Annotated in this window: 15 protein-coding genes; 5 read left to right on the top strand and 10 right to left on the bottom strand. The window is 56.8% G+C overall.

Annotated features, from left to right (window positions below; translation table 11 throughout):
* Positions 1-102: 102 nt before the first annotated feature.
* Positions 103-1782, top strand: a complete 1680-nt coding sequence (locus VXJ35_RS14420) for a DUF3732 domain-containing protein (RefSeq protein WP_197495840.1) — start codon at positions 103-105, stop codon at positions 1780-1782.
* A gap of 444 nt (positions 1783-2226) precedes the next feature.
* Here the strand turns inward: VXJ35_RS14420 and VXJ35_RS14415 are convergent, their stop codons facing one another.
* Positions 2227-3228: an IS110 family transposase gene (locus VXJ35_RS14415; protein WP_197495838.1), complete on the bottom strand. Its 1002-nt coding sequence runs from the start codon at positions 3226-3228 to the stop codon at positions 2227-2229.
* A gap of 592 nt (positions 3229-3820) precedes the next feature.
* Between VXJ35_RS14415 and VXJ35_RS14410 the strand changes: the two genes are divergently transcribed.
* Both VXJ35_RS14410 and eutC read left to right on the top strand, forming a co-directional pair.
* Positions 3821-5200 (top strand): ethanolamine ammonia-lyase subunit EutB, encoded by a 1380-nt coding sequence (locus tag VXJ35_RS14410; protein WP_064022099.1) that lies wholly within the window; start codon positions 3821-3823, stop codon positions 5198-5200.
* Positions 5200-5979, top strand: a complete 780-nt coding sequence (gene eutC / locus VXJ35_RS14405) for an ethanolamine ammonia-lyase subunit EutC (protein ID WP_064022098.1) — start codon at positions 5200-5202, stop codon at positions 5977-5979. Before VXJ35_RS14410 ends, eutC begins: the two co-directional genes overlap by 1 nt.
* A gap of 129 nt (positions 5980-6108) precedes the next feature.
* Here the strand turns inward: eutC and VXJ35_RS14400 are convergent, their stop codons facing one another.
* From VXJ35_RS14400 to VXJ35_RS14390, 3 genes are all read right to left on the bottom strand, one after another.
* The gene (locus VXJ35_RS14400) at positions 6109-6540 is read right to left on the bottom strand and encodes a desulfoferrodoxin family protein (RefSeq protein ID WP_064022097.1); all 432 of its coding nucleotides are present in this window, start codon (positions 6538-6540) and stop codon (positions 6109-6111) included.
* 122 nt (positions 6541-6662) lie between these two features.
* Entirely contained in the window at positions 6663-6830 is a 168-nt protein-coding gene (locus VXJ35_RS14395) for a hypothetical protein (RefSeq protein ID WP_172680372.1), read from the bottom strand.
* Positions 6827-8539 carry an exo-beta-1,3-glucanase gene (locus VXJ35_RS14390; protein ID WP_064022096.1) on the bottom strand — a complete coding sequence of 571 codons (1713 nt, stop codon included), beginning with the start codon at positions 8537-8539 and terminating at the stop codon, positions 6827-6829. Before VXJ35_RS14390 ends, VXJ35_RS14395 begins: the two co-directional genes overlap by 4 nt.
* Before the next feature lie 221 nt (positions 8540-8760).
* Between VXJ35_RS14390 and VXJ35_RS14385 the strand changes: the two genes are divergently transcribed.
* On the top strand, positions 8761-13224 hold the full coding sequence (locus VXJ35_RS14385; protein WP_064022095.1) for a PAS domain S-box protein: 4464 nt from the start codon (positions 8761-8763) through the stop codon (positions 13222-13224).
* 32 nt (positions 13225-13256) lie between these two features.
* On the opposite strand, the gene VXJ35_RS14380 is transcribed toward VXJ35_RS14385, so the two are convergent.
* The 5 genes from VXJ35_RS14380 to VXJ35_RS14360 are packed head-to-tail and all read right to left on the bottom strand — an operon-like array spanning position 13257 to position 16716.
* Entirely contained in the window at positions 13257-13763 is a 507-nt protein-coding gene (locus VXJ35_RS14380; RefSeq protein WP_082880934.1) for an alpha/beta fold hydrolase, read from the bottom strand.
* Entirely contained in the window at positions 13760-13993 is a 234-nt protein-coding gene (locus VXJ35_RS14375) for an alpha/beta fold hydrolase (protein WP_082880933.1), read from the bottom strand. The genes VXJ35_RS14380 and VXJ35_RS14375 overlap by 4 nt, the downstream gene beginning before the upstream one ends.
* Positions 13994-14033: 40 nt before the next feature.
* Positions 14034-14951: a XamI family restriction endonuclease gene (locus VXJ35_RS14370; protein WP_064022094.1), complete on the bottom strand. Its 918-nt coding sequence runs from the start codon at positions 14949-14951 to the stop codon at positions 14034-14036.
* Positions 14948-16534 carry an Eco57I restriction-modification methylase domain-containing protein gene (locus VXJ35_RS14365; protein WP_064022093.1) on the bottom strand — a complete coding sequence of 529 codons (1587 nt, stop codon included), beginning with the start codon at positions 16532-16534 and terminating at the stop codon, positions 14948-14950. The genes VXJ35_RS14370 and VXJ35_RS14365 overlap by 4 nt, the downstream gene beginning before the upstream one ends.
* Positions 16531-16716, bottom strand: coding sequence for a hypothetical protein (locus VXJ35_RS14360; RefSeq protein WP_064022092.1), 186 nt, complete (start codon positions 16714-16716; stop codon positions 16531-16533). The genes VXJ35_RS14365 and VXJ35_RS14360 overlap by 4 nt, the downstream gene beginning before the upstream one ends.
* 145 nt (positions 16717-16861) lie before the next feature.
* Here VXJ35_RS14360 and VXJ35_RS14355 point away from each other — a divergent pair, with 145 nt between their 5' ends.
* Entirely contained in the window at positions 16862-17152 is a 291-nt protein-coding gene (locus VXJ35_RS14355) for a hypothetical protein (protein ID WP_064022091.1), read from the top strand.
* 157 nt (positions 17153-17309) lie between these two features.
* Here the strand turns inward: VXJ35_RS14355 and VXJ35_RS14350 are convergent, their stop codons facing one another.
* Positions 17310-18383, bottom strand: a complete 1074-nt coding sequence (locus VXJ35_RS14350; protein ID WP_064022090.1) for an SGNH/GDSL hydrolase family protein — start codon at positions 18381-18383, stop codon at positions 17310-17312.
* Positions 18384-18548: the final 165 nt, after the last annotated feature.

Below are 18548 nucleotides of genomic sequence, written 5' to 3'. Positions count from 1 at the left end.
CTAACAGGTTGGTGAAAAACTCTTTTTTGCAACCAATCAGACCTATATTTAGTACTACAAGATTGATTCAGCACTAAATAAAGGCTTCTTCTAGCTAAATTAGTGGCTGGAATATGGTTTTTCACCAACCTGCTAACTGATTTTTTCTTAGACATGGATGATGTTGATGAGTCGTTGGCTGCTAGAGCTAACCGAAGGGCTAAAGCTGCTACTCCATCAATACGCAGCTTTTCATCGTTTATTCTTCAGCATCAAAATCTTATTGCTAATAAACATGCGCTATTTTACCGATTCGATGAAAAGGAAAAACGTGATCAAGTGACTGACCATACCAAGATATTTTTAGGGTTGGTTGATCAGAAATACTTTCACCTGTTACAAGAAAAAGAACGGTTAAGCGCCGATGTTAGACGCTTGGAGCGTCAGAAAGAGATAAGTAAACGTACCTCTGAAAACTACAAGCAAAGCGTTGGCCCTGTTTTAAGCCAGCTGTATGCTTCGATGGGGTTTAAAGATGAGCCACTATCTTTGCAACAGGTACTGCGCCACCCACAAGACGCCAAAGACCAGCTAGACGGCGTTATCGTGCCTGAAAAAATTAACTATACCTCCGATGCTGTTACTCAACGCTACAATCAACTTAAGTTGGAACGCACTCAAAAGACTGCCGAGCTTAGAAAGTTGCAGCGACAAGCTGCGTCAACTAACAAACATATTCGAGAAGAAGAACGTCTTGTTGATAACTTAAAACAGTTTAGCTCGCCAAAGCATGTCCATATATCAGCTTCAGTCTGCCCGTTTTGCCATACTGAAAAAGACACATTGCGAGAAAGTGCAGAAAAATTACGGCAAGCTATTACGAAAGTATCGGGAAACCTCGCACAAGCCCGCCCAATGAAAGCAAAGTTTGAATCGTCCTTGGTTGAAGTGCAACGTAACATTGAGGTTTTTGATAAAGAGCTTACAGCACTAAACCAGCAAATAACGGAAATAGAGAAAGCAGAAAAGCAGTTGGCTGAACAAAAAAGCCTTTATGAATGCATTTTGATGCAAAAGGCCAAGTTATATATGCTTTTAGATACGCTCAATATGGCCAATGATGTAGAGATTGAAAAGCAAATTAAGGAACTAAACAAACAGCTGGTAGCCATTAATAAAGAATTGAAGCAATATGATGTGCAAAAAGGACTAGAAAACGCGTCTGCAAAAGTAAATGAATATATGGCTGAAATTGGCAGCCATTTTGAGTTTGAAGATAGCTATAAACCTATCAATCTTAACTTTTCTTTTGAGACATTTGACCTTTACCATTTATCGCCAAATGACGAGAGAATCTACCTGCGATCAATGGGAAGCGGTGCAAACTGGTTATATTGCCATGTGACACTATTTCTGGCATTGCACAAATATTTTTCTGAGCTGGGTGATAAATGCGCTATTCCATCAATACTATTTCTTGATCAACCAACTCAGGTGTATTTCCCTAATTTTAATCGAGACAACTCGGAAACTTTTGAAGAACAAAAAACCCAAGAGGCGGAACAGCGTAAGACACTACATGTTGAACAGAATATCGATGAAGATATTAAAGCTGTCGAAAATCTATTCAGCCAGCTCTCTATTTATTGTAATGAGCTTGAGCAGAAGAACGGTTTCAGTCCACAAATCATCGTGACTGATCATGCGGACAATTTGACGTTGTCGAACGGTGTATCGTTTGAATCTTTGGTTAACGGCAACAGATGGCGAACACGCGGCTTAATTCATCATACAGAAGTATAAATACACGCTAACAAGCATATGGGGCAATTCACGCGATTGGGGGGGGGCGGATTAAAATAATGTTCGATTTTGGCCGCATTTGAACTGTTTGAGGAAGACGAAGGTGGCGTATAACATCGCTCCGCTGTCAGGCAAATACCCCGTTACTCTCCAAACTTGCCGCAGAATTGGGTGTTAGCAGGTTGGTGAAAAACCATATTCCAGCCACTAATTTAGCTAGAAGAAGCCTTTATTTAGTGCTGAATCAATCTTGTAGTACTAAATATAGGTCTGATTGGTTGCAAAAAAGAGTTTTTCACCAACCTGTTAGCGGCAGCTTTCGATGTTTAACTGCTATTCGTTTAATAATAGCGTGCGACAGCTTTTGGCCGATACCGAGCGTTCAACCCACCCCGCAAAACTCCCTCGGCGCCAGCGATAGCTAAGTAGATACCGTCTTAAAAGTCAACTTTGGAGAGCATAGTCGGCTCGGTAAGGCTCGCGAGTTTTCAGGACACCAAAGCACAAATGTACGAGTTTACGCATAGCACCACCGAGAGCAGACATTTTGGTTTTTCCACGTGCCTGCAAACGCAGATAGAGTGCTTTGAGATGAGGGTTGTATTGAACGCCGACCACGGTGGCCATGTAAAGGATGGCGCGTATACGGGCGGGGCCAGCTTTAGATAGTCGGGGCCGCCCTTGAATCGACGAACCGGACTGTCGTTCCACGGGCACCAAACCCAGGTAAGCGGCCAGTTGTTCGGCGGATTGAAAGTGATGATTGTGCATCACCGCTAACAAGTGATTGCTAACCTGGGGACCGACGCCGGGAATACTGATTAACAGCGTCCGGTCCGCCTTCAGTTCAGGGTGCTGATCGATATGGTCGTCGATGTCGATCTGGAGTTTAGAGAGTTGAGTTTCCAGGAAAGTAATAGAGTCGAGTAGGGATTGGTGAATCAGTGCCGGAGTATCGGTGGCCCGGGCTTTTTCCAGGCGGTTGCGTTCGCGTTGCAAATCCTGGGCGATCGCTTCACGGCGGGATAACAGGGCTTGCAAGGTGCGAGCTTCTGGAGTTGGAGGTGTCCAAGGCCTGGGGTTCAACAACGCGCCGTAACGGGCCAACACCAGACTATCGACGCCGTCGGTCTTGGTGCGCACACCCAGGCTGCGGCCAAAGTCTTTGGCTTGAGCGGGATTTACAATCGAGACCGTGACGCCTGCATCGCTCAAGGCGAGTGCAGCCTGTTCGTGATAAACGCCGGTCCCTTCCAGGATAGCGTGTAGCGTGTCAGGTGTGGCCTGTTGCTTTACACACCAAGCTAGCAGATCGTCGACGCCCGCTTTGGAATTGGTAACGGATTTCGCACGGCGTTTGGCAGTGGCAACATCCAATAACAGACTGCAATCAAGTTTGGCTTTAGAAACATCGATACCGATAAAAAACATAGAGTGATTCAGCATGAAGAAACAAAATAAACCAACCGAGCCCACTTGCCTTGTGCATACAGGGTCATTGCCCTTGGCTACCGTTCAGTGTCTTCGTTGGCATCAGAAGCGAGACAGAAGGCTTAATCTACATGCCAAGGTCGAACCTTAAGGGTACGCACAAGCTCTTTCTGTCTCAGTGCCAAGGTAGCTAACCATGGCGACAAGTAAGATACAAGGGTACGCAACGCGTACCTTCTGGCTTTCGCCACCATGACGGCCTTTTAATGGTACGCGATGCGTACCCTACGTCTGGATTATTAGACAAATCAGATAATTGACTGGACACAGATGGTTTGCCGCCATTGGTTGGTGTGCATTCTATGACTGTAAATGGCCGATACCCAGCCTTCAACCAAACCAGCAAAACTCCCTCGGCACCAGTAATGGTGCCGCTATCGACATTCCTGGCCGACTGTGGATTGGAGCAGCCGGCAGTTTTCACTCGGAATAGGCGGCTGGTTTAGACTGGAATAGGCCGTTAGCGTGCCGTCGTCATAAATCGGTCATCTGACGGGCGTATCCTCGCTCGGATCATTATGGCTACCGGCGCAAGCCGATTTCGAGCATGCACTATTCGGCAACCGTACACGGCAGAAGCGTTCGTTTCCCGGATTTGCGCATTTTGTTGGCTAAAGCCTCGCCCAGACGGGCAGCCGACGAGTTGGCCGGCCTGGCGGCGGAATCGGAAGTCGAGCGAGCTGTGGCTCAGCAAATTCTGGCCGACGTGCCGCTGCGCGAGTTTCTGGAGCAACCGCTTATTCCGCCGGAACGCGACGAAGTCAGTCGGCTGATTCTGGAACGTCACGATCCTGCCGCCTTCGCGCCGGTGGCGTCGTTATCGGTCGGCGAATTTCGCGATTGGCTGCTGGCCGATACCGGCGACTTGTCGGCATTGGCCGCCGGTTTGACGCCTGAAATGGTCGCCGCCATCAGCAAGATCATGCGCAACCAGGACTTGATCGCCGTGGCCCGGCGCTGCCGAGTGGTCAGCCGGTTTCGTAACACGCTGGGCTTGCAGGGACGCCTGGCCACCCGCTTGCAACCCAACCATCCGACCGACGATCCGCGCGGCATCGCCGCCAGCATTATCGACGGTTTGCTGTACGGCAGCGGCGACGCGGTGATCGGCATCAATCCGGCCACCGACAATCTGCACAACGTGCGCACCTTGCTGGCATTGCTCGACGACGCGATCCGCCGCTATGACATTCCGACCCAATCCTGCGTGCTGTGCCATGTGACGACGGCGATGGAACTGATGCAAAGCGGGGCGCCGGTCGATTTGGTGTTCCAATCCATCGCCGGTACCGAGGCGGCCAACCGCAGCTTCGGTATCGACTTGGCGCTGTTGGCCGAGGCCAAAGCGATGGCCGAGTCCCTAAATCGCGGCACGGTAGGCCAACAAGTCATGTATTTCGAAACCGGCCAGGGCAGCGCGCTGTCGGCCAACGCCCACCACGGCGTCGACGCCCAAACCTGCGAGGCACGGGCCTATGCCGTGGCGCGCGAGTTCTCGCCGTTGCTGGTCAATACCGTGGTCGGCTTTATCGGCCCGGAGTATTTGTACGACGGCAAACAAATCATCCGCGCCGGCCTGGAAGACCATTTCTGCGGCAAATTGCTCGGCCTGCCGATGGGCTGCGACGTCTGTTACACCAACCACGCCGAAGCCGACCAGAACGACATGGACAACTTATTGACCTTGCTCGGCGTCGCCGGCTGCAACTTCATCATGGGCATACCCGGCGCCGACGACGTGATGCTGGCCTACCAAAGTACCTCGTTTCACGACGCCTTGTATCTGCGCCAGGTGCTGGGCTTGCGGCCGGCGCCGGAGTTCGAAGCCTGGTTGATAAAGATGGGTATTTTCGACGGCGAAAACCGCCTGGTGGACCACGGCGCGAAAACCCCGTTGTTGAGCCGGCTTGCGGCCTTGATCGAATAATGTCCGCGCCCGACCCGTGGTTCGAACTCAGACGCTACACCCAGGCTCGCATCGGCCAGGGCCGAGCCGGCTGCGCCACGCCGAGCAAAGCGCAACTGGAATTCCAATTGGCGCATGCGCTGGCGCGGGATGCGGTACACCAGCCCTGGCAGGTCGGCGCGTTTGCCGAGGCGTTGGCGGAGAAAGGTTGGCCTAGCTTGCAACTGGCAACGCCGATCCACAGCCGCCAGCATTATTTGCAGCGGCCCGACCTGGGCCGCCGGTTGGACCAAGCCAGCCGCGCTACCCTGCAAACCCTGGCCTTGCCGGCGGCTGACGTGGCGCTGGTGGTCAGCGACGGCCTGTCGTCCACCGCGGTCGAACAGCACGGCTTGCCGTTATTGGCTGCGGTTGTCGCAGCCTACGCGGAGCGCTCGTTAAGTATCGGCCCAATCTGCTTGGTGCCGAATGCCCGCGTCGCCGTCGCCGACGAAATCGGCGCGTTGTTGGGTGCGAAAGCGGCAGCGATTATCGTCGGCGAACGGCCGGGCCTGAGTGCGGCCGACAGCCTGGGCATTTACTTGACCTACGCCCCGCAACCGGGCCGCACCGACGCCGAACGCAATTGCCTGTCCAATATCCGGCCGCCGGCCGGAATGGTTTATTCTGCGGCAGCGGCCAAATTGGCCTATCTGACTGGCCAGGCCCTGCAACGGCAACTGTCCGGGGTGGGCTTGAAAGACGACCTTAACCAAGCCGATATCGGCACAGATGCGGGCTTGGCTTGGGATAAGCCTTAACCGCAGCGTTGGGCTAACAAGGTCCGGCTAGAAATTGGGGGAGCGGCCGCAGAACAGGTAGGCCGGAGCTGAGCGGGAATGGACCCCGGATATCGGTCTCGATATCCGGGGCGAGTCGGTGCGAACGGTTCAGGCTATCTCTGCGCTGCTAACCCACAAATCGTGCTTGTTGCAAAAGCTCAGCGCATACAGCGCGCCGCTGTAGCTATCCAAGGTAAACGTCGATACCGGCACCGGCTCTTTGGCCGGGTCGAACATGTGTTCGGCCAGGAATTTGTAATCCTTGTCCAGCAGCACGTGTTTGACGATGTAATGTTCGTAGCCTTTCATTTCGTGCGGCGTCGTGACTTTCACCGTGGTTTTGCCGCCTTCTTTATTAGCCTCGATTACCGGCAAATGGGTGGCGGCTTTGCCGGCCCAGCGGCCTTGGGCGTCCTTGGTGTAGTACAGGTCGCCGGGTGGCGTCGGCACCGGGCCGGCAGCCGCCGGCGCGGTGTGGGAGAGGGCCAAACCGGCGACCGCGCCGGCCGCGCTGAATTTAATAAAATCGCGACGTTCCATAGTGATGTTCCTGGGTTGATGGTGGCTGGATGCGGGCGCTTGAGCCCGGCGGCTAACGATAAAGGATAAACCCGGCCGGGTAAACCGCTGATCCGGGCCGGATGCGGCGAGCAAAGCAGAGCTCAGTCGTCGGCGTAGACTTTGGCCACCAGTTCCTTGAACCAGCGCGGCCGAAAAATAACCACGTACAAGCCCAGCGCGCTGGTGATCGGAATCGGTCCGATGCTGAAAATAATGAATACCACGAATACGGCCGCGCATTTGAGCCGGGCGCCGGTCGATGTTTTCACCGATTTTCTCCGCCGATCCGGATACCGCCGTTCTGCGCCTGCTGCTTGGCGTCCGGTCTGCGCCAGAACGGCAGCGCCAGAATCAGGATGCACAGCAGCCAGCTCAGCAATTGCCGGTTTTGCACCACGTAACCGAGCGCGACCGGCAGGCCCTCGCCGAAGCTGGGGTGGGCCTGGATGAAGTCGTAGGCCGACATAAACGAATAGGTTTCGCCGGCGACGACGCCGAAGCTGCCGATACCCAGCAACAAGGCCAGGCGGCTGCTGTGTTTGCCGACAACGGCGTCCGAATCGGCGGCCGCTACCAGATGGTTCAGGCGCCGGCAAAACGCCAATTGGAAAATGCCCAGCGCCGGAATCGCGAATTGTTCGACCGGAAAGCTCAAATAACGGCCGTCGAACGCCAGCAAATAGGTCTTAACCACGGCCAAAGCCATGAAAAACAGGTAAGCGGTTTGCAGTGCTTTGCGGTAAGGGCCGGCAACGGCGCTGCCGGCCGCCGCCGCGTGGGCCTGGACCAACAGTAACCCGGCCAGCGCCGCATTGGCGGCAACCAAGGCCAGTGAATACGCCTGCTGCCATGGACTGTAACTGGTTTCCCAGGACAGGTCGGCCAGATGCACCAGACCCGCGCCGAATAACTGGCCCAGCGCCAGGTAGGCCGCCAGTTTGGCCGCCGGCAGGCGTTGCAGGCTGCGCCAAGCGCAAGCGGCCGCCGCCAGGTTCAGCGCCGCCGCCCAGCCGAACTGCACCAGCCAGTCCGGATTTTCCCGTACCGGCCCGGTCAGCGGAAATACTGGCTCGCGGTCGATGTCGAGCAAGCCCCAATTGGCGCCGACCACGCCTTCGTTATGGCTTTTCCAGGGCTGATTGAAGGCCTCGACGATGTTGTAATCGAAGCCGTGGCGGTTGGCGACCTGGATCAAATCGCGGATGTAACGCGCCGAATTGACCACGCCGGGCACCGCCGCGCCGCGCTGTCTGCCGACCGACGGCCAACCGGATTCGCCGATCAGAATCGGTTTATCCACGCCCATGCTGTGCGCTTTGTCTTCGATCTGGCGCACGATTTTCTCGACGTGCTCCGCCGCGTGTTCTATCGCAACCGGCTCGTCTTCCCAGTAGGGCAGGATGTGGATGGTAATGAAATCCACTTCCCGGAACAGTTGCGGATATTGCAGGTAACTGGACCAAACGTCGGCATAGGTCACCGGCTGCTGCACCGCTTGTTTGACCTGGCGGATGTAGCCGATCAGCGTGTCGATGTCCATGTCCTTGCGCAGCAACACTTCGTTGCCGACGATCACCCGTTTCACCACGTCCGCATGTTGGTTGGCGGCCTGGATCAGGGTCTGGATTTCCACTCGGTTTTCCGGATGGCCGTCGCCTAGCCAGGCGCCCATCATCATGTCCAGGCCGTATTGGCGGGCGTAATCCGGCGTCGGTTGCATGCCGCCGCGCACCGAATAGGTCCGGATCGTATACGTTTTGTCGGCGATCAGCCGGGCGTCGTGCTCGATATGTTCCGGCAACGGAAACTTCTGGGCGATAGGACTGAAGCCGGCGTGGTAGGGCGCGAACGACAGGCTGCGCAACTTGCCGGACGGTACGTCCGGGCCGGCCGCTTGCGGTTGGTTTTGGTACCAGGCCAGCGCGGCGTGGGCGAGAAACACGAATAACAGGCAAAACGGAATTTTCAGCAGCGACATGCGGCAAATGCGGGTAATCAAGGGCGAAGCCGCATTATACACCGGCCGGCGCGCGGCCTGGCTTCGCCGGCAGGCGGCCAACGCGTCGGCCGCTTTGGTTGGGCTTAATCCTTACCGCCGCTGCCGGAATTGCAAACTGTGCCAAAATTAGCGGTATTCGAAGGGCTCGGGCGCGCCCGGAGAAGGCGACCTCACGTTCCGCAACCTTTCGATCATTTGCCATGGCACGAAACCCCTTTATTTTATTGGCGACAGCGGCGTATCTGCTGTTCGGCCTGGCTTGGATATTTCTATCAGACCGCCTGTTGGCGTATATCCCGGATATCGAATCGCTGGTCTGGTTATCGACCGCGAAAGGGGTGTTGTTCGTCGTCGCCACCGCCGGTTTTCTGTTTTTCGCATTGAACGCAGTGCCGCCGGCGGCGCTACCCGGTCAAACCGAAGCCCAAGCCGGTCTGGCTGCCGCGGCCGGCCGGTTTCTGGATAAACCGCGGCGCTGGCCGATGTATCTGTTTGCCGTCGGCGTGACGTTGGCGACGTTGTGGGTCAGGCAGGCGCTGGTTGTGCCGTTCGGCGAGCGGCCGATGTTGGTGTTATTCATGCTGCCGGTGGTGTTCAGTGCCTTGCTCGGCGGCAGCGGCCCCGGATTCGCCGCGACCTTAATCTCGGTCGCCTGCGTCGATTACTGGGGCTTCGCGCCGTTTCAAAGTGAGGCGGTGGCATCGGCCGTCGACGGTTTGCAACTGGCTATTTTTGCGGTGTCCGGCATTACCGTATCCTGGCTCTGCGGCCGGCTGCAGCGCTCGTTGCAGGAGGCGCAATCCACCCGCTACATGCTGCAAGCCATCGTCGACGGCACCTTGGACGCAGTGTTCGTCAAGGATGCCCAAGGCCGCTACCTGCTGGCCAATGCCGCCACCTGCGACTTGGTCGGCAAACCGTTGGAGGACATCATCGGCAACGACGATCTGGCGCTGTTCCCGCCGGAGATCGGCCAGGCCTTCATGGCGAACGATCGCGCCGCGATGCTGGCCGGCAAAACCATCATGGTCGACGAGCATTTGGAGAACCGGAACGGGCTGGTGCTGGAATTCCAGACCATCAAGGGACCGATCTTCGGCGGCAACGGCTTGCCGGTCGGCATGTTCGCCGTCGGCCGCGACGTCACCGAACGCAAGCGGTTGATCGATACCATCGAGCAACAGCGTGCGGCGTTGGCGGCCAGCGAAGCCCGCTTCCGCCAGTTATACGAACAATCGCCGATTGCCTTAGCCACCAGCAACCGCAACGGCGAATTCCTGTCGATGAACCGCGAGTTCGTCAAGCTGTTCGGCTATGCGGCGGACGAATTGGCCACGGTCCAGGCCTGGCGCGACCAAGTCATCGCCGATCCGGAACAGCGTTCGCAACAATTCGAAATCTGCGAACGACACTGGCACGATCCGGCAGAAACCGAATCGGTCCAACCCGAGTTGCCGGTGCGTTGTAAGGACGGCAGCCTGAAAACGGTATTGCTGAGCCGGGTTCGCTTGGGCGACGAAATGTTGTTGGCGGCGTTAGATATTACCGAGCGCAAGCGGGCCGAAGCCGATTTGGCGGACAGCGAAGAGCGCTTGCGGGTGCTGATCGAGCATGCGCCGGCGGCGTTGGCGATGTTCGACCGCGATATGCGTTATTTGGTCGCCAGCAAGCGCTGGCGCGACGATTACCGCTTGGGCGGCCGCCAACTTTACGGCGAGTCGCACTATGCCGTGTTTCCGGAGATCGGCGAAGATTTGAAAGCCGTGCACCGGCGCGGCCTGTCCGGCGAGGTTGTGCGTGACGACGAAGCCTATTTCCCGCGCAGCGACGGCAGCGGCCAATGGCAGAAATGGGAGGTCAGGCCCTGGCCGGCGCGCGATGGCTCGGTCGGCGGCATCGTCATCTTCACCGAGGACATCAGCGAACGCAAAGCCGCCGAAAGCGAACGCTACCGCTTGTCGGAAGCGTTGCGCCAATCCGCTGCGCCGAACCTGATTACTGCTGCCGACGGCACCATCGAGTTTGTCAACCCGGCCTTTCTGCAATTATTCGGTTACACCGAGGACGAGGTCCGCGGCCGCCATCCGAGTTTTTTGGCGCCGGACGACCCCGAGGTTCAAGCCGAACAACGCGAAATCATGCGCCAGGCCTTTGCCCAGGGCGGCTACGCCGGCGAAGTCGTGCGTCGGACCAAGGATGGCAGCCTGGTGTCGGTGTTCTTGACGGTAACCAGCATTCGTGATAAGCACGGCGTGTTTCTCGGGCTGATGACGACAATTTTCGATTTGCGCGAGATCAAAGCCAAGGAGGCGGAGTTGGCGGCTCGGGAAAATTTTTACCGCACCATTCTCGACAATGTCCCCGCGTTGATCGGCTATTGGGATCGGGAACTGGTCAACGGATTCGGCAATGCCGCCTATGCCGATTGGTTCGGCATCGATACCGCCAGCATGGCCGGCAAACATGTCAGGGAAATCCTGGCGGACGAGATGTATCAGGATAATTTGCCGCATATCGCGGCCGTGCTGCGCGGCGAAAAACAAGTGTTCGACAAGCAATATCCGGCTCGCAACGGCCGTCCCGGCCGCCATGCCCTGGTGCAATACCTGCCCGATATCCGCGACGGCCGCGTTTGCGGATTCTATGCCATCGTCTCCGACGTGACCCATTTGAAGCGGGCCGAAGCCGAACTGGAGAAACACCGCTTCCATTTGGAGCGCCTGGTCGAGGCCCGCACCGAGGAAGTCAGGCAGGCAGAACAGCGTTACCGGCAAGTGGTGGAGTCCAGTGCGGAAGGCATATTGGAACTCGACGCCCAAGGCGCGGTGCGGATGGCGAATCCGGCCGCAGTGCGCTTGCTCGGCTACCGCGCCGAGGATTTCCTCGGCCGCAACGTCCACGATCTGATCCATTACCGCCGGGCCGACCGCTCGCCGTGCGTCGCTGCCGATTGCCAATTATTCAATGCCGTGGTCGGCGGCAAGGTGTTGCGGCTGGACGGCGAAGTGTTCTGGCACGCGCAAGCGCGCGCGATTCCGGTATCGGTCGCGACTCACCCGATCTGGGATGGCGGCCGGTTGTCCGGCGCGGTGATGAGTTTTTACGACAACACCGAGCGTTATCTGGCCGACCAGGCCCGGGAGGAAGCTCGGCGCGCGGCGGAACAGTTGGCGCGGATGAAAAGCGAGTTCCTGGCCAATATGTCGCACGAGATTCGCACGCCGCTGAACGGCGTACTCGGACTGGCGCAAATCGGTTACCGCGATAGCGTCGGCCGCGGCGAAACCCAGCAGATATTTTCCCGCATTCTCGATTCCGGCAAGCTGTTGCTGACCATCATCAACGACATTCTGGATCTTTCCAAAATCGAAGCCGGCAAACTCGAAATCGAAAGCGTGCCGCTCGACCCCGGCTATCTGGTCGACGAATTGTTGCAAAATTTTGCCGCAGCCAGCGCCGCCAAGGGCTTGAAACTGTACGCCCGCAAAGATGAATTGCCCAAGGCCTGCCTCGGCGATCCGGTCCGGGTTTCCCAAATCCTGATCAACCTGGTGTCCAATGCCGTCAAATTCACCGAATCCGGCGAAATTTGCCTAGCCGCCGGCCGCGAACACGGCGAATTGGTGTTCAGCGTCCGCGACACCGGGATAGGCATCGCCGCACAGGATCAGGCGCGTTTGTTCGAAGCCTTCGAGCAGGCCGACAGTGCCACCACCCGCAAGTTCGGCGGCACCGGCCTGGGCCTGGCGATCAGCCGGCGGCTGGCGAATTTGATGGGCGGCACGCTCAGCGTGGCGAGTGCGTTAGGGCGGGGCAGCACCTTTACCTTACGCTTGCCGCTTCCGGAAAGCGACCAAACGGCCAGTTCGGCCGAGCTGCCGCGTACCTCCGGCGACCGGCGTCTCCGCGGGCTGCGGATTCTGGCGGCCGAGGATAATCCGATCAACCAAATGGTATTGGAAGACTTTTTGCGCCAGGAAGGCGCCGAGGTGCATATGGTCGGCAACGGCCTTTTGGCGGTGGCGGCCGTGCAGCAGGCTGCGCAGGATTTCGATCTGGTATTGATGGACGTGCAGATGCCGGAGCTCGACGGTTACGAGGCCACCCGCCGCATCAAACGCATTGCGCCGGCGTTGCCGGTAGTCGGCCAGACCGCCCATGCCCTGAAGGAAGAACATATGCGTTGTCTGGCGGCGGGCATGGCGGCGACGTTGACCAAACCGCTCGATATCGAAATGCTGGTGGCGGCCGTGCTCGAATACGCCGGGAAAACCGGCGGCCAGCAGCCACAGCCGGCGTTGGTGCCGGCTTTGGCCGAGCCGGTGCCGGTTGCGACCGTCGATTGGCCGGCGCTTCTGAAAAAGTTTCCTAACCAAACCGAATTCGTCGATCGGCTGGTACGGATGGCGGTCGATTGCCACGCCGGCGACGCCGAACCGTTGCGCGATGCGGCGGCAAACGGCGATTTAAAGGCGCTGGAGCGGATCGCGCATAACCTGAAAGGCATGGCCGGCAATATTTGTGCGCCGGAGCTGGAAGCGGTTTCGATCCGGGTGCTGCGCTCGGCCCGGCTTGGCGACGAACATGCGTTGCGCCAGACCGGCGAGTTGATCGACGCCTTGCAGCGGGCTTTGGCCGAATTGGCGCGGGGTCGTCCGGGTTGATGCCCGACGGCTAGGCGCCGGCGAGTACCCGGCTAGCCGAGAAAGCTGCGCATCGCGCCGATCACCTGTTGCGCCGCGCTGAGGTGCGGGAAGTGGCCGTCGGCGTCGATAAGCTGCAACACGCTGTGCTTGATTTGGCTTCGCAGATATTCGGCGGTCGCCAGCGGCACGAATAGGTCGTTGCGGGATTGTAGGATCAGGGTAGGGATGTCGAGTTGGCCGATTTCCTGCCGGTAATCGGTCTGCAGTACCGAACACAGCACGGTTAACAACCGCTCCGGCGGGTAAGCGTTCAGGCAATCGGTGAAATAACGGCCGAGTTCGGGCCGGTCCGGATTGGCCATCGCGGCGGAAGCGAAGCTTGCCAGCCAGTCGGGATAGCTTTGCGTGGTTGCGGCGTAAATCTCGTCGATGTCTTTTTGGCGAAACCGCCGATGTAACCGCCGTCGTTCAAATAGCGCGGGCTGGCGCCGAGCAGGACTAATTTCGTAATTCGCTGCGGCGCTTGCAGCGCGGCCAGCACGCCGACGATGGCTCACATCGAATGGCCGACCAGGACGGTGCCGCTAACGTCGAGATGCGCCAACACGTCGGCCAAGTCGTCGGCATAGGGTTGTAAATTCAGATAATGGCATAGCGCAAGCGCCGAGCTATCTGTCGCGCCCGAGCCGAGATGGTCCAGTAACACGATGCGGTAGGCGTCGGCGAATGCCGGCACGATTTTATGCCAAGCATTTTGATCGGTGCCGAAGTCGGGCACGAATACCATGGTTTGCCCGCCTAAATATGAAGGCAAATCACTACGCGAGCTATCGAGTCGAATCGATGAATGTGCCCAGTTTCTCTAAATCATGTGACCAAAATAGAGATAGACCGCGTTCTTGGGCTTGTTCGAGGTTTAGAACCTTAAATACGCCAGCAAGAACGGCAGAGGGCACGACCTGCGCGATACCGAATTGCTTAATCCAATATTCAGCCTTGACAGCGGCATCGTTGTTTAGGCGTTTGACACTGTTGGTCGCGCTATTCGATACCTTGCATTCAATAGCCATCAGCCGTGTGTCGTGCAATCTCACGACCACGTCTGCTTTGCGTTCGCCAAGCAGGCACTCCGCACAAAATTGCATGGCTTGCGGTCCTTTGACTATTGTGTTGATAGCCACGGGTGGTACTTCAACGAAGCCGAGTCCGCGTAGGTAATCTTTTACTTTGGTTTCCTGATTATCCTTGCCTTCATTTCGCCGTTCGGTCGCTATGCGTTGCGCGGCCAGAAGAACCGCTGACGCTAACAACGCCGCCTCACGCTCTTGGTCATTTGGTGTCCTATTCGCTTTGATCCAGGGAAAACGATGAGGATCAATGACGCGTGAGATAACATCGAAAACTTTGCGTAGCGCATCAGGGTCTTTCCGCAGCACTCCAGGCGCAAGAGAGTCAACATCGGCAATAACCCTCAGATCGTCGTCTGAAATTGGTGGGCCGGCTAGATAGCGTAATGCTTCGCCGAGTCCGAGGTGATAGGCGTCTGCCAGATTGGCATCAGTAATTGCGCTGGGATCGAGATTCCCAAGCTTGTCGAAAAGTAGCTCGAACTTGCCTCTTGCTTGATGGTAGTGGTTGTCCCATGAATCTGATACCGCCAATCGCTCCGAGCGGAATTGCGCGGCGGCAATGGAAGAGTCTTCGGCAAGTTCTTCCTCTGTCCATTGTGGCGGTGCATTCGTCATGCAAAAAACGTTTCCAGGTTTGGGATCCGTAGGCGCTCGATTTCTTTCGGTTCGAACTTGGTTAAGCCACCGGCATATGTTCTACCGCTACCGGTATGGATGTTGTTATTGAGCCAAACAACCAGATTTGCAATCACGTTTTCCGGCAGTGGCTCGCGCGGATACAAGCCATGCGCAATGTTGATATGTCTGGCTTCGCACAAGTTAATGGTAAATTGTGGCGGTCGCCGGGCCATATAAGTGCAGAGGATGGGTGCCGGGGCCTTAAGGCCGACCGACCACCAGGCTTTGCGGTGTTGGGCAATATAACCTTGGTCTGCACCCTGGGTTTTTGCCCAAGAAAGAAATTGATCGATGCACCGACGCTCTTCTTCGGTGAAATCGTCCAGTTCGGCCGGTAAATCAATGACGCGACGCAGTTGGGCGGTGGACTGTAAACGTTGGCCGGCGTCGATTAAATCCTTGGCTTTAGTGACTGCGGCGAGTTTAACGCGCTCCGGCAAACGTTCCGCGCGTTCGCCGGCAATCCAGATGCCGTTTGCGCCGGTGACCTGGCCGCGATGCACCCTAAACAGTTCGCCGAGTTCGCTCCCGCCAGTCTGAGAATGACCGGTCGGCCGAACGACGATTGACCAACGCGGCGCCGCTCTCAATTGCTCGCGCTCGACATCCTCGCCTTTGTTCAAGCCATTCAAACTGGAGAGTTCGTCGACCGAGCGAACCCTTACCGGTATCTCTTTTTCGCCAACACGAAAACAAGTAATTGCGGCTGTTGTTGCTGTTCCAGGAAATGCCTCGACCTTGGGCTCCAAAACATGAATTGCGACACCACCCAATTCGCTAAGCAGAAGCCGGCGCAAAGCCGAGCCGTAATTCACATCTAACCACTCGGCAGAAGTAATCAATGCGCCCAGATCACCGGGCTTAGCCAATAAGCGCGTTTGCAAGAAAAAGTGTAAATGTAGTCCCGCCAGGGCGCTGGCCTTAATGCCGAATTCCGCGAAACGCGATGTGTACCAAGACTTCCAGTCCTCGGCAATCTGGTGGTGGCGAACGTAAGGAGGATTACCGATAAAAGCCGTTACACCGGCACAACGGGGAAGTTTCACGGTACGGTAGTCTTTAACCAATACGGTGGCTCTTGCCGTCCAGCCGCGCACCGCTAAATTAGCCCTTAGCATTAACGCCGCCAGAGGATCTATTTCAATGGCGATGAGTTGGGCATTTGGAAACGTTTCACCCGATGCAATGATGAAGCGGCCGGACCCGGCCCCAGGGTCGACGATACGAGTGGGTATTCCTTGTTCTTTTAACCACGCCATCATGGAGTGGATGATGGGCGAGGGGGTATAGACGGCACCGATACTGCGACGATGGTGCGCGGGCCGGATTATTGAAAAGGCTTCGCCGAGGGGATCGTTTCCTTGCAAAATCGACTCGCGAATCGAGTCAATATCATGCGCAGGTAAACTTTTGGCCGAAACAAACCGTATTATTTTTCGCTCTACGCCAGATAGATTGGTGCGGTCATCAAGTAGCCCGACACAGGCAGCGATTAGTTCTAATTCAGTCCGAATTTTCACTTTGGTCTTCGCGCCACTTCTACGAATAAATCCACTTGGCCTTGTTGTTTGTCAACGAACACTCTCATAAATTCGCGCAGAACATCCGCCGCAACGCGATCTTGTTCGCGGCAAGCCGCTACGAACGCATCGCGCAGTTCCTTTTCCACCCGTATGCGCATTCCTGAATCTTTAATAGACATGTCGAAATCTTAGCAGATGGATACACGTTTGTGTATCCATACTACCTGCCCAAATTTTTCATAATTTGTGTCATTAGGTTTTCACTAACGTGGCACCTATTTCATTAATAGGTCATCCGACATTTCGGACCGACAGCCGAGTTTCTTGCTTTTGTCCGGCCTCGGCAATTGCTCCAGCATCCATGCAGTCGAAAAGAAAGAAGCCAAAGAAAAGGCCGCTCCACACCGCATTGATCCTGCGCTTCTAGAAAACCATTCCTGGTTTCCGCCCTGCGGGCCAGCCTTTTGGCTGTTCAAATTTGCTCCAGGCAAATTTCTCGGTTTTGGCGAGGGTTTTCGGAAGGGCTGTCTTAGCCCTCCGAAAATGCGCGGCCTTCTTGCCGTGCCCCATGCGGGCTTATTCTCGCCAAAGGCTGCGATGCTCGGGGCGGTGTAAGGAGACAAAAGCCATGCCTGCGGCATTTTTCGCTACGCGTTTTTCCTGCCATATGCTGGAACACGCGATAAATCCAAAGCGAGCAATTAAAACCAACGCAGTCCGATCGATAGCCACCGTCGTTGCCGTGTCGGCCGCGCTCGCAACCAACCACAGTTTACGCAGCGCGGGTTGCCGAGGCGGCAAACGGTCTGCGTCCGAACAGCGTCAACAAGCCGGCGGCGAACAGCCAGACCGCTGCCGGTAACGGCACCTGGCTGACCATGGCGTCGGCGACCAGCGCGTGCATTGCCGCCGTCGGATGGAAGTCGTCCCAGAACACGTGATTATCCGGATCGGCGCAAGCGTCGGGCAGGGCAACGCAGGCGCTGACCGCATCGCCGAAGCCGAATCCGGCCGGATTGGCGACGATAGCGTTGAATAAACCGAACGAGTCGAATTCGACGATATCGGTGGCGGCGAACTTGTTGTCGACCAGACCCAATAGACTGGCCAGGGTTTGGTTGAAGGTCAGCGAATATTCCCGCGCCGGGTCGATCACGTCCTGGCCTTGGCCGACAACGAACGGCGTCAAGCCCAAATCGGGCAGGTTAGGCACCAGAATGGTTTCCGCGCCGAATCCGGCTAAAGCGCCGACGTAACCGGCAATATTGGTTGCGGCGGTTTGCGCCGCGCTTCTGGCAACCGCGCTGGCATCGAGGCTCGGTTGCTGTGCCAACGGGATGTAGACGTCGGTCAGATAGTCGTTGGCGCCGCCCCAGACGAAATACAGCGCATTTGCGGTCGGCGTGGCGCTATTCAGATAAAAACCGATTTGCTGGGCCATGCCGGGTAGCGCGAAACCGCCGGGGGCTGACTGCGAGCCGCCGTCGCCGAAGTTACCGATGCCGCTGGTGGCGCCGGCTACCGAGTAATTGAAAAAATTGCCGGCGTTGGCGCCGCCGGGCAACAGCGCATTCGCAATCCGCTCCACAGTAGCCGGGCCGTTGGAATAGCGGCCTTCGAAATAGGGCGGACAAGGATGGCTGGCGTCGCAATTGCCGTTCGGGTTGACCGGCCCCGGATAACCGTTCAGAAAATTGTAAATGCTCCAAACCGACGAGCTGCTTTTACCGCTGTCGGACAACGAATCGCCGAAGGCGTAAACGCTGGAAAAATTGGCGGCCTCGGTGCGGCCTACGCCGACTGCGGCAAGCAGCAACAGGGCGGCGACGGATAGTTTGTTGTTCATAGGAATCTCCCTTTTGAATGTTTGGGTTAGGCCTTCCCGGCAAAGACTGCTCCTGAGTTCGTTACTGCTTAGCGATGGCGGCACCGGCTGGTTTTAGGTGTTAAACCAAGCTTTAGCTTTCCGGTTAGCTGGTACTGCACCCGTCTCCGGCCGGGCAATCCGGTG

Origin of the sequence: Methylomonas sp. DH-1 (assembly GCF_046097555.1) — a bacterium.
GTDB classification, from domain to species: domain Bacteria; phylum Pseudomonadota; class Gammaproteobacteria; order Methylococcales; family Methylomonadaceae; genus Methylomonas; species Methylomonas koyamae.
The sequence above is the reverse complement of the archived record's forward strand: the minus strand, read 5'-3'. Positions and strand labels throughout refer to the sequence as shown.

Excerpts from the sequence above, each read along its gene's own strand:
- VXJ35_RS14415 (WP_197495838.1), bottom strand. The coding sequence starts at position 3,228 with ATGCTGAATCACTCTATGTTTTTTATCGGTATCGATGTTTCTAAAGCC.
- VXJ35_RS14410 (WP_064022099.1), top strand. The coding sequence starts at position 3,821 with ATGCACTATTCGGCAACCGTACACGGCAGAAGCGTTCGTTTCCCGGAT.
- eutC (WP_064022098.1), top strand. The coding sequence starts at position 5,200 with ATGTCCGCGCCCGACCCGTGGTTCGAACTCAGACGCTACACCCAGGCT.
- VXJ35_RS14400 (WP_064022097.1), bottom strand. The coding sequence starts at position 6,540 with ATGGAACGTCGCGATTTTATTAAATTCAGCGCGGCCGGCGCGGTCGCC.
- VXJ35_RS14390 (WP_064022096.1), bottom strand. The coding sequence starts at position 8,539 with ATGTCGCTGCTGAAAATTCCGTTTTGCCTGTTATTCGTGTTTCTCGCC.
- VXJ35_RS14385 (WP_064022095.1), top strand. The coding sequence starts at position 8,761 with ATGGCACGAAACCCCTTTATTTTATTGGCGACAGCGGCGTATCTGCTG.
- VXJ35_RS14375 (WP_082880933.1), bottom strand. The coding sequence starts at position 13,993 with ATGGTATTCGTGCCCGACTTCGGCACCGATCAAAATGCTTGGCATAAA.
- VXJ35_RS14370 (WP_064022094.1), bottom strand. The coding sequence starts at position 14,951 with ATGACGAATGCACCGCCACAATGGACAGAGGAAGAACTTGCCGAAGAC.
- VXJ35_RS14360 (WP_064022092.1), bottom strand. The coding sequence starts at position 16,716 with ATGTCTATTAAAGATTCAGGAATGCGCATACGGGTGGAAAAGGAACTG.
- VXJ35_RS14350 (WP_064022090.1), bottom strand. The coding sequence starts at position 18,383 with ATGAACAACAAACTATCCGTCGCCGCCCTGTTGCTGCTTGCCGCAGTC.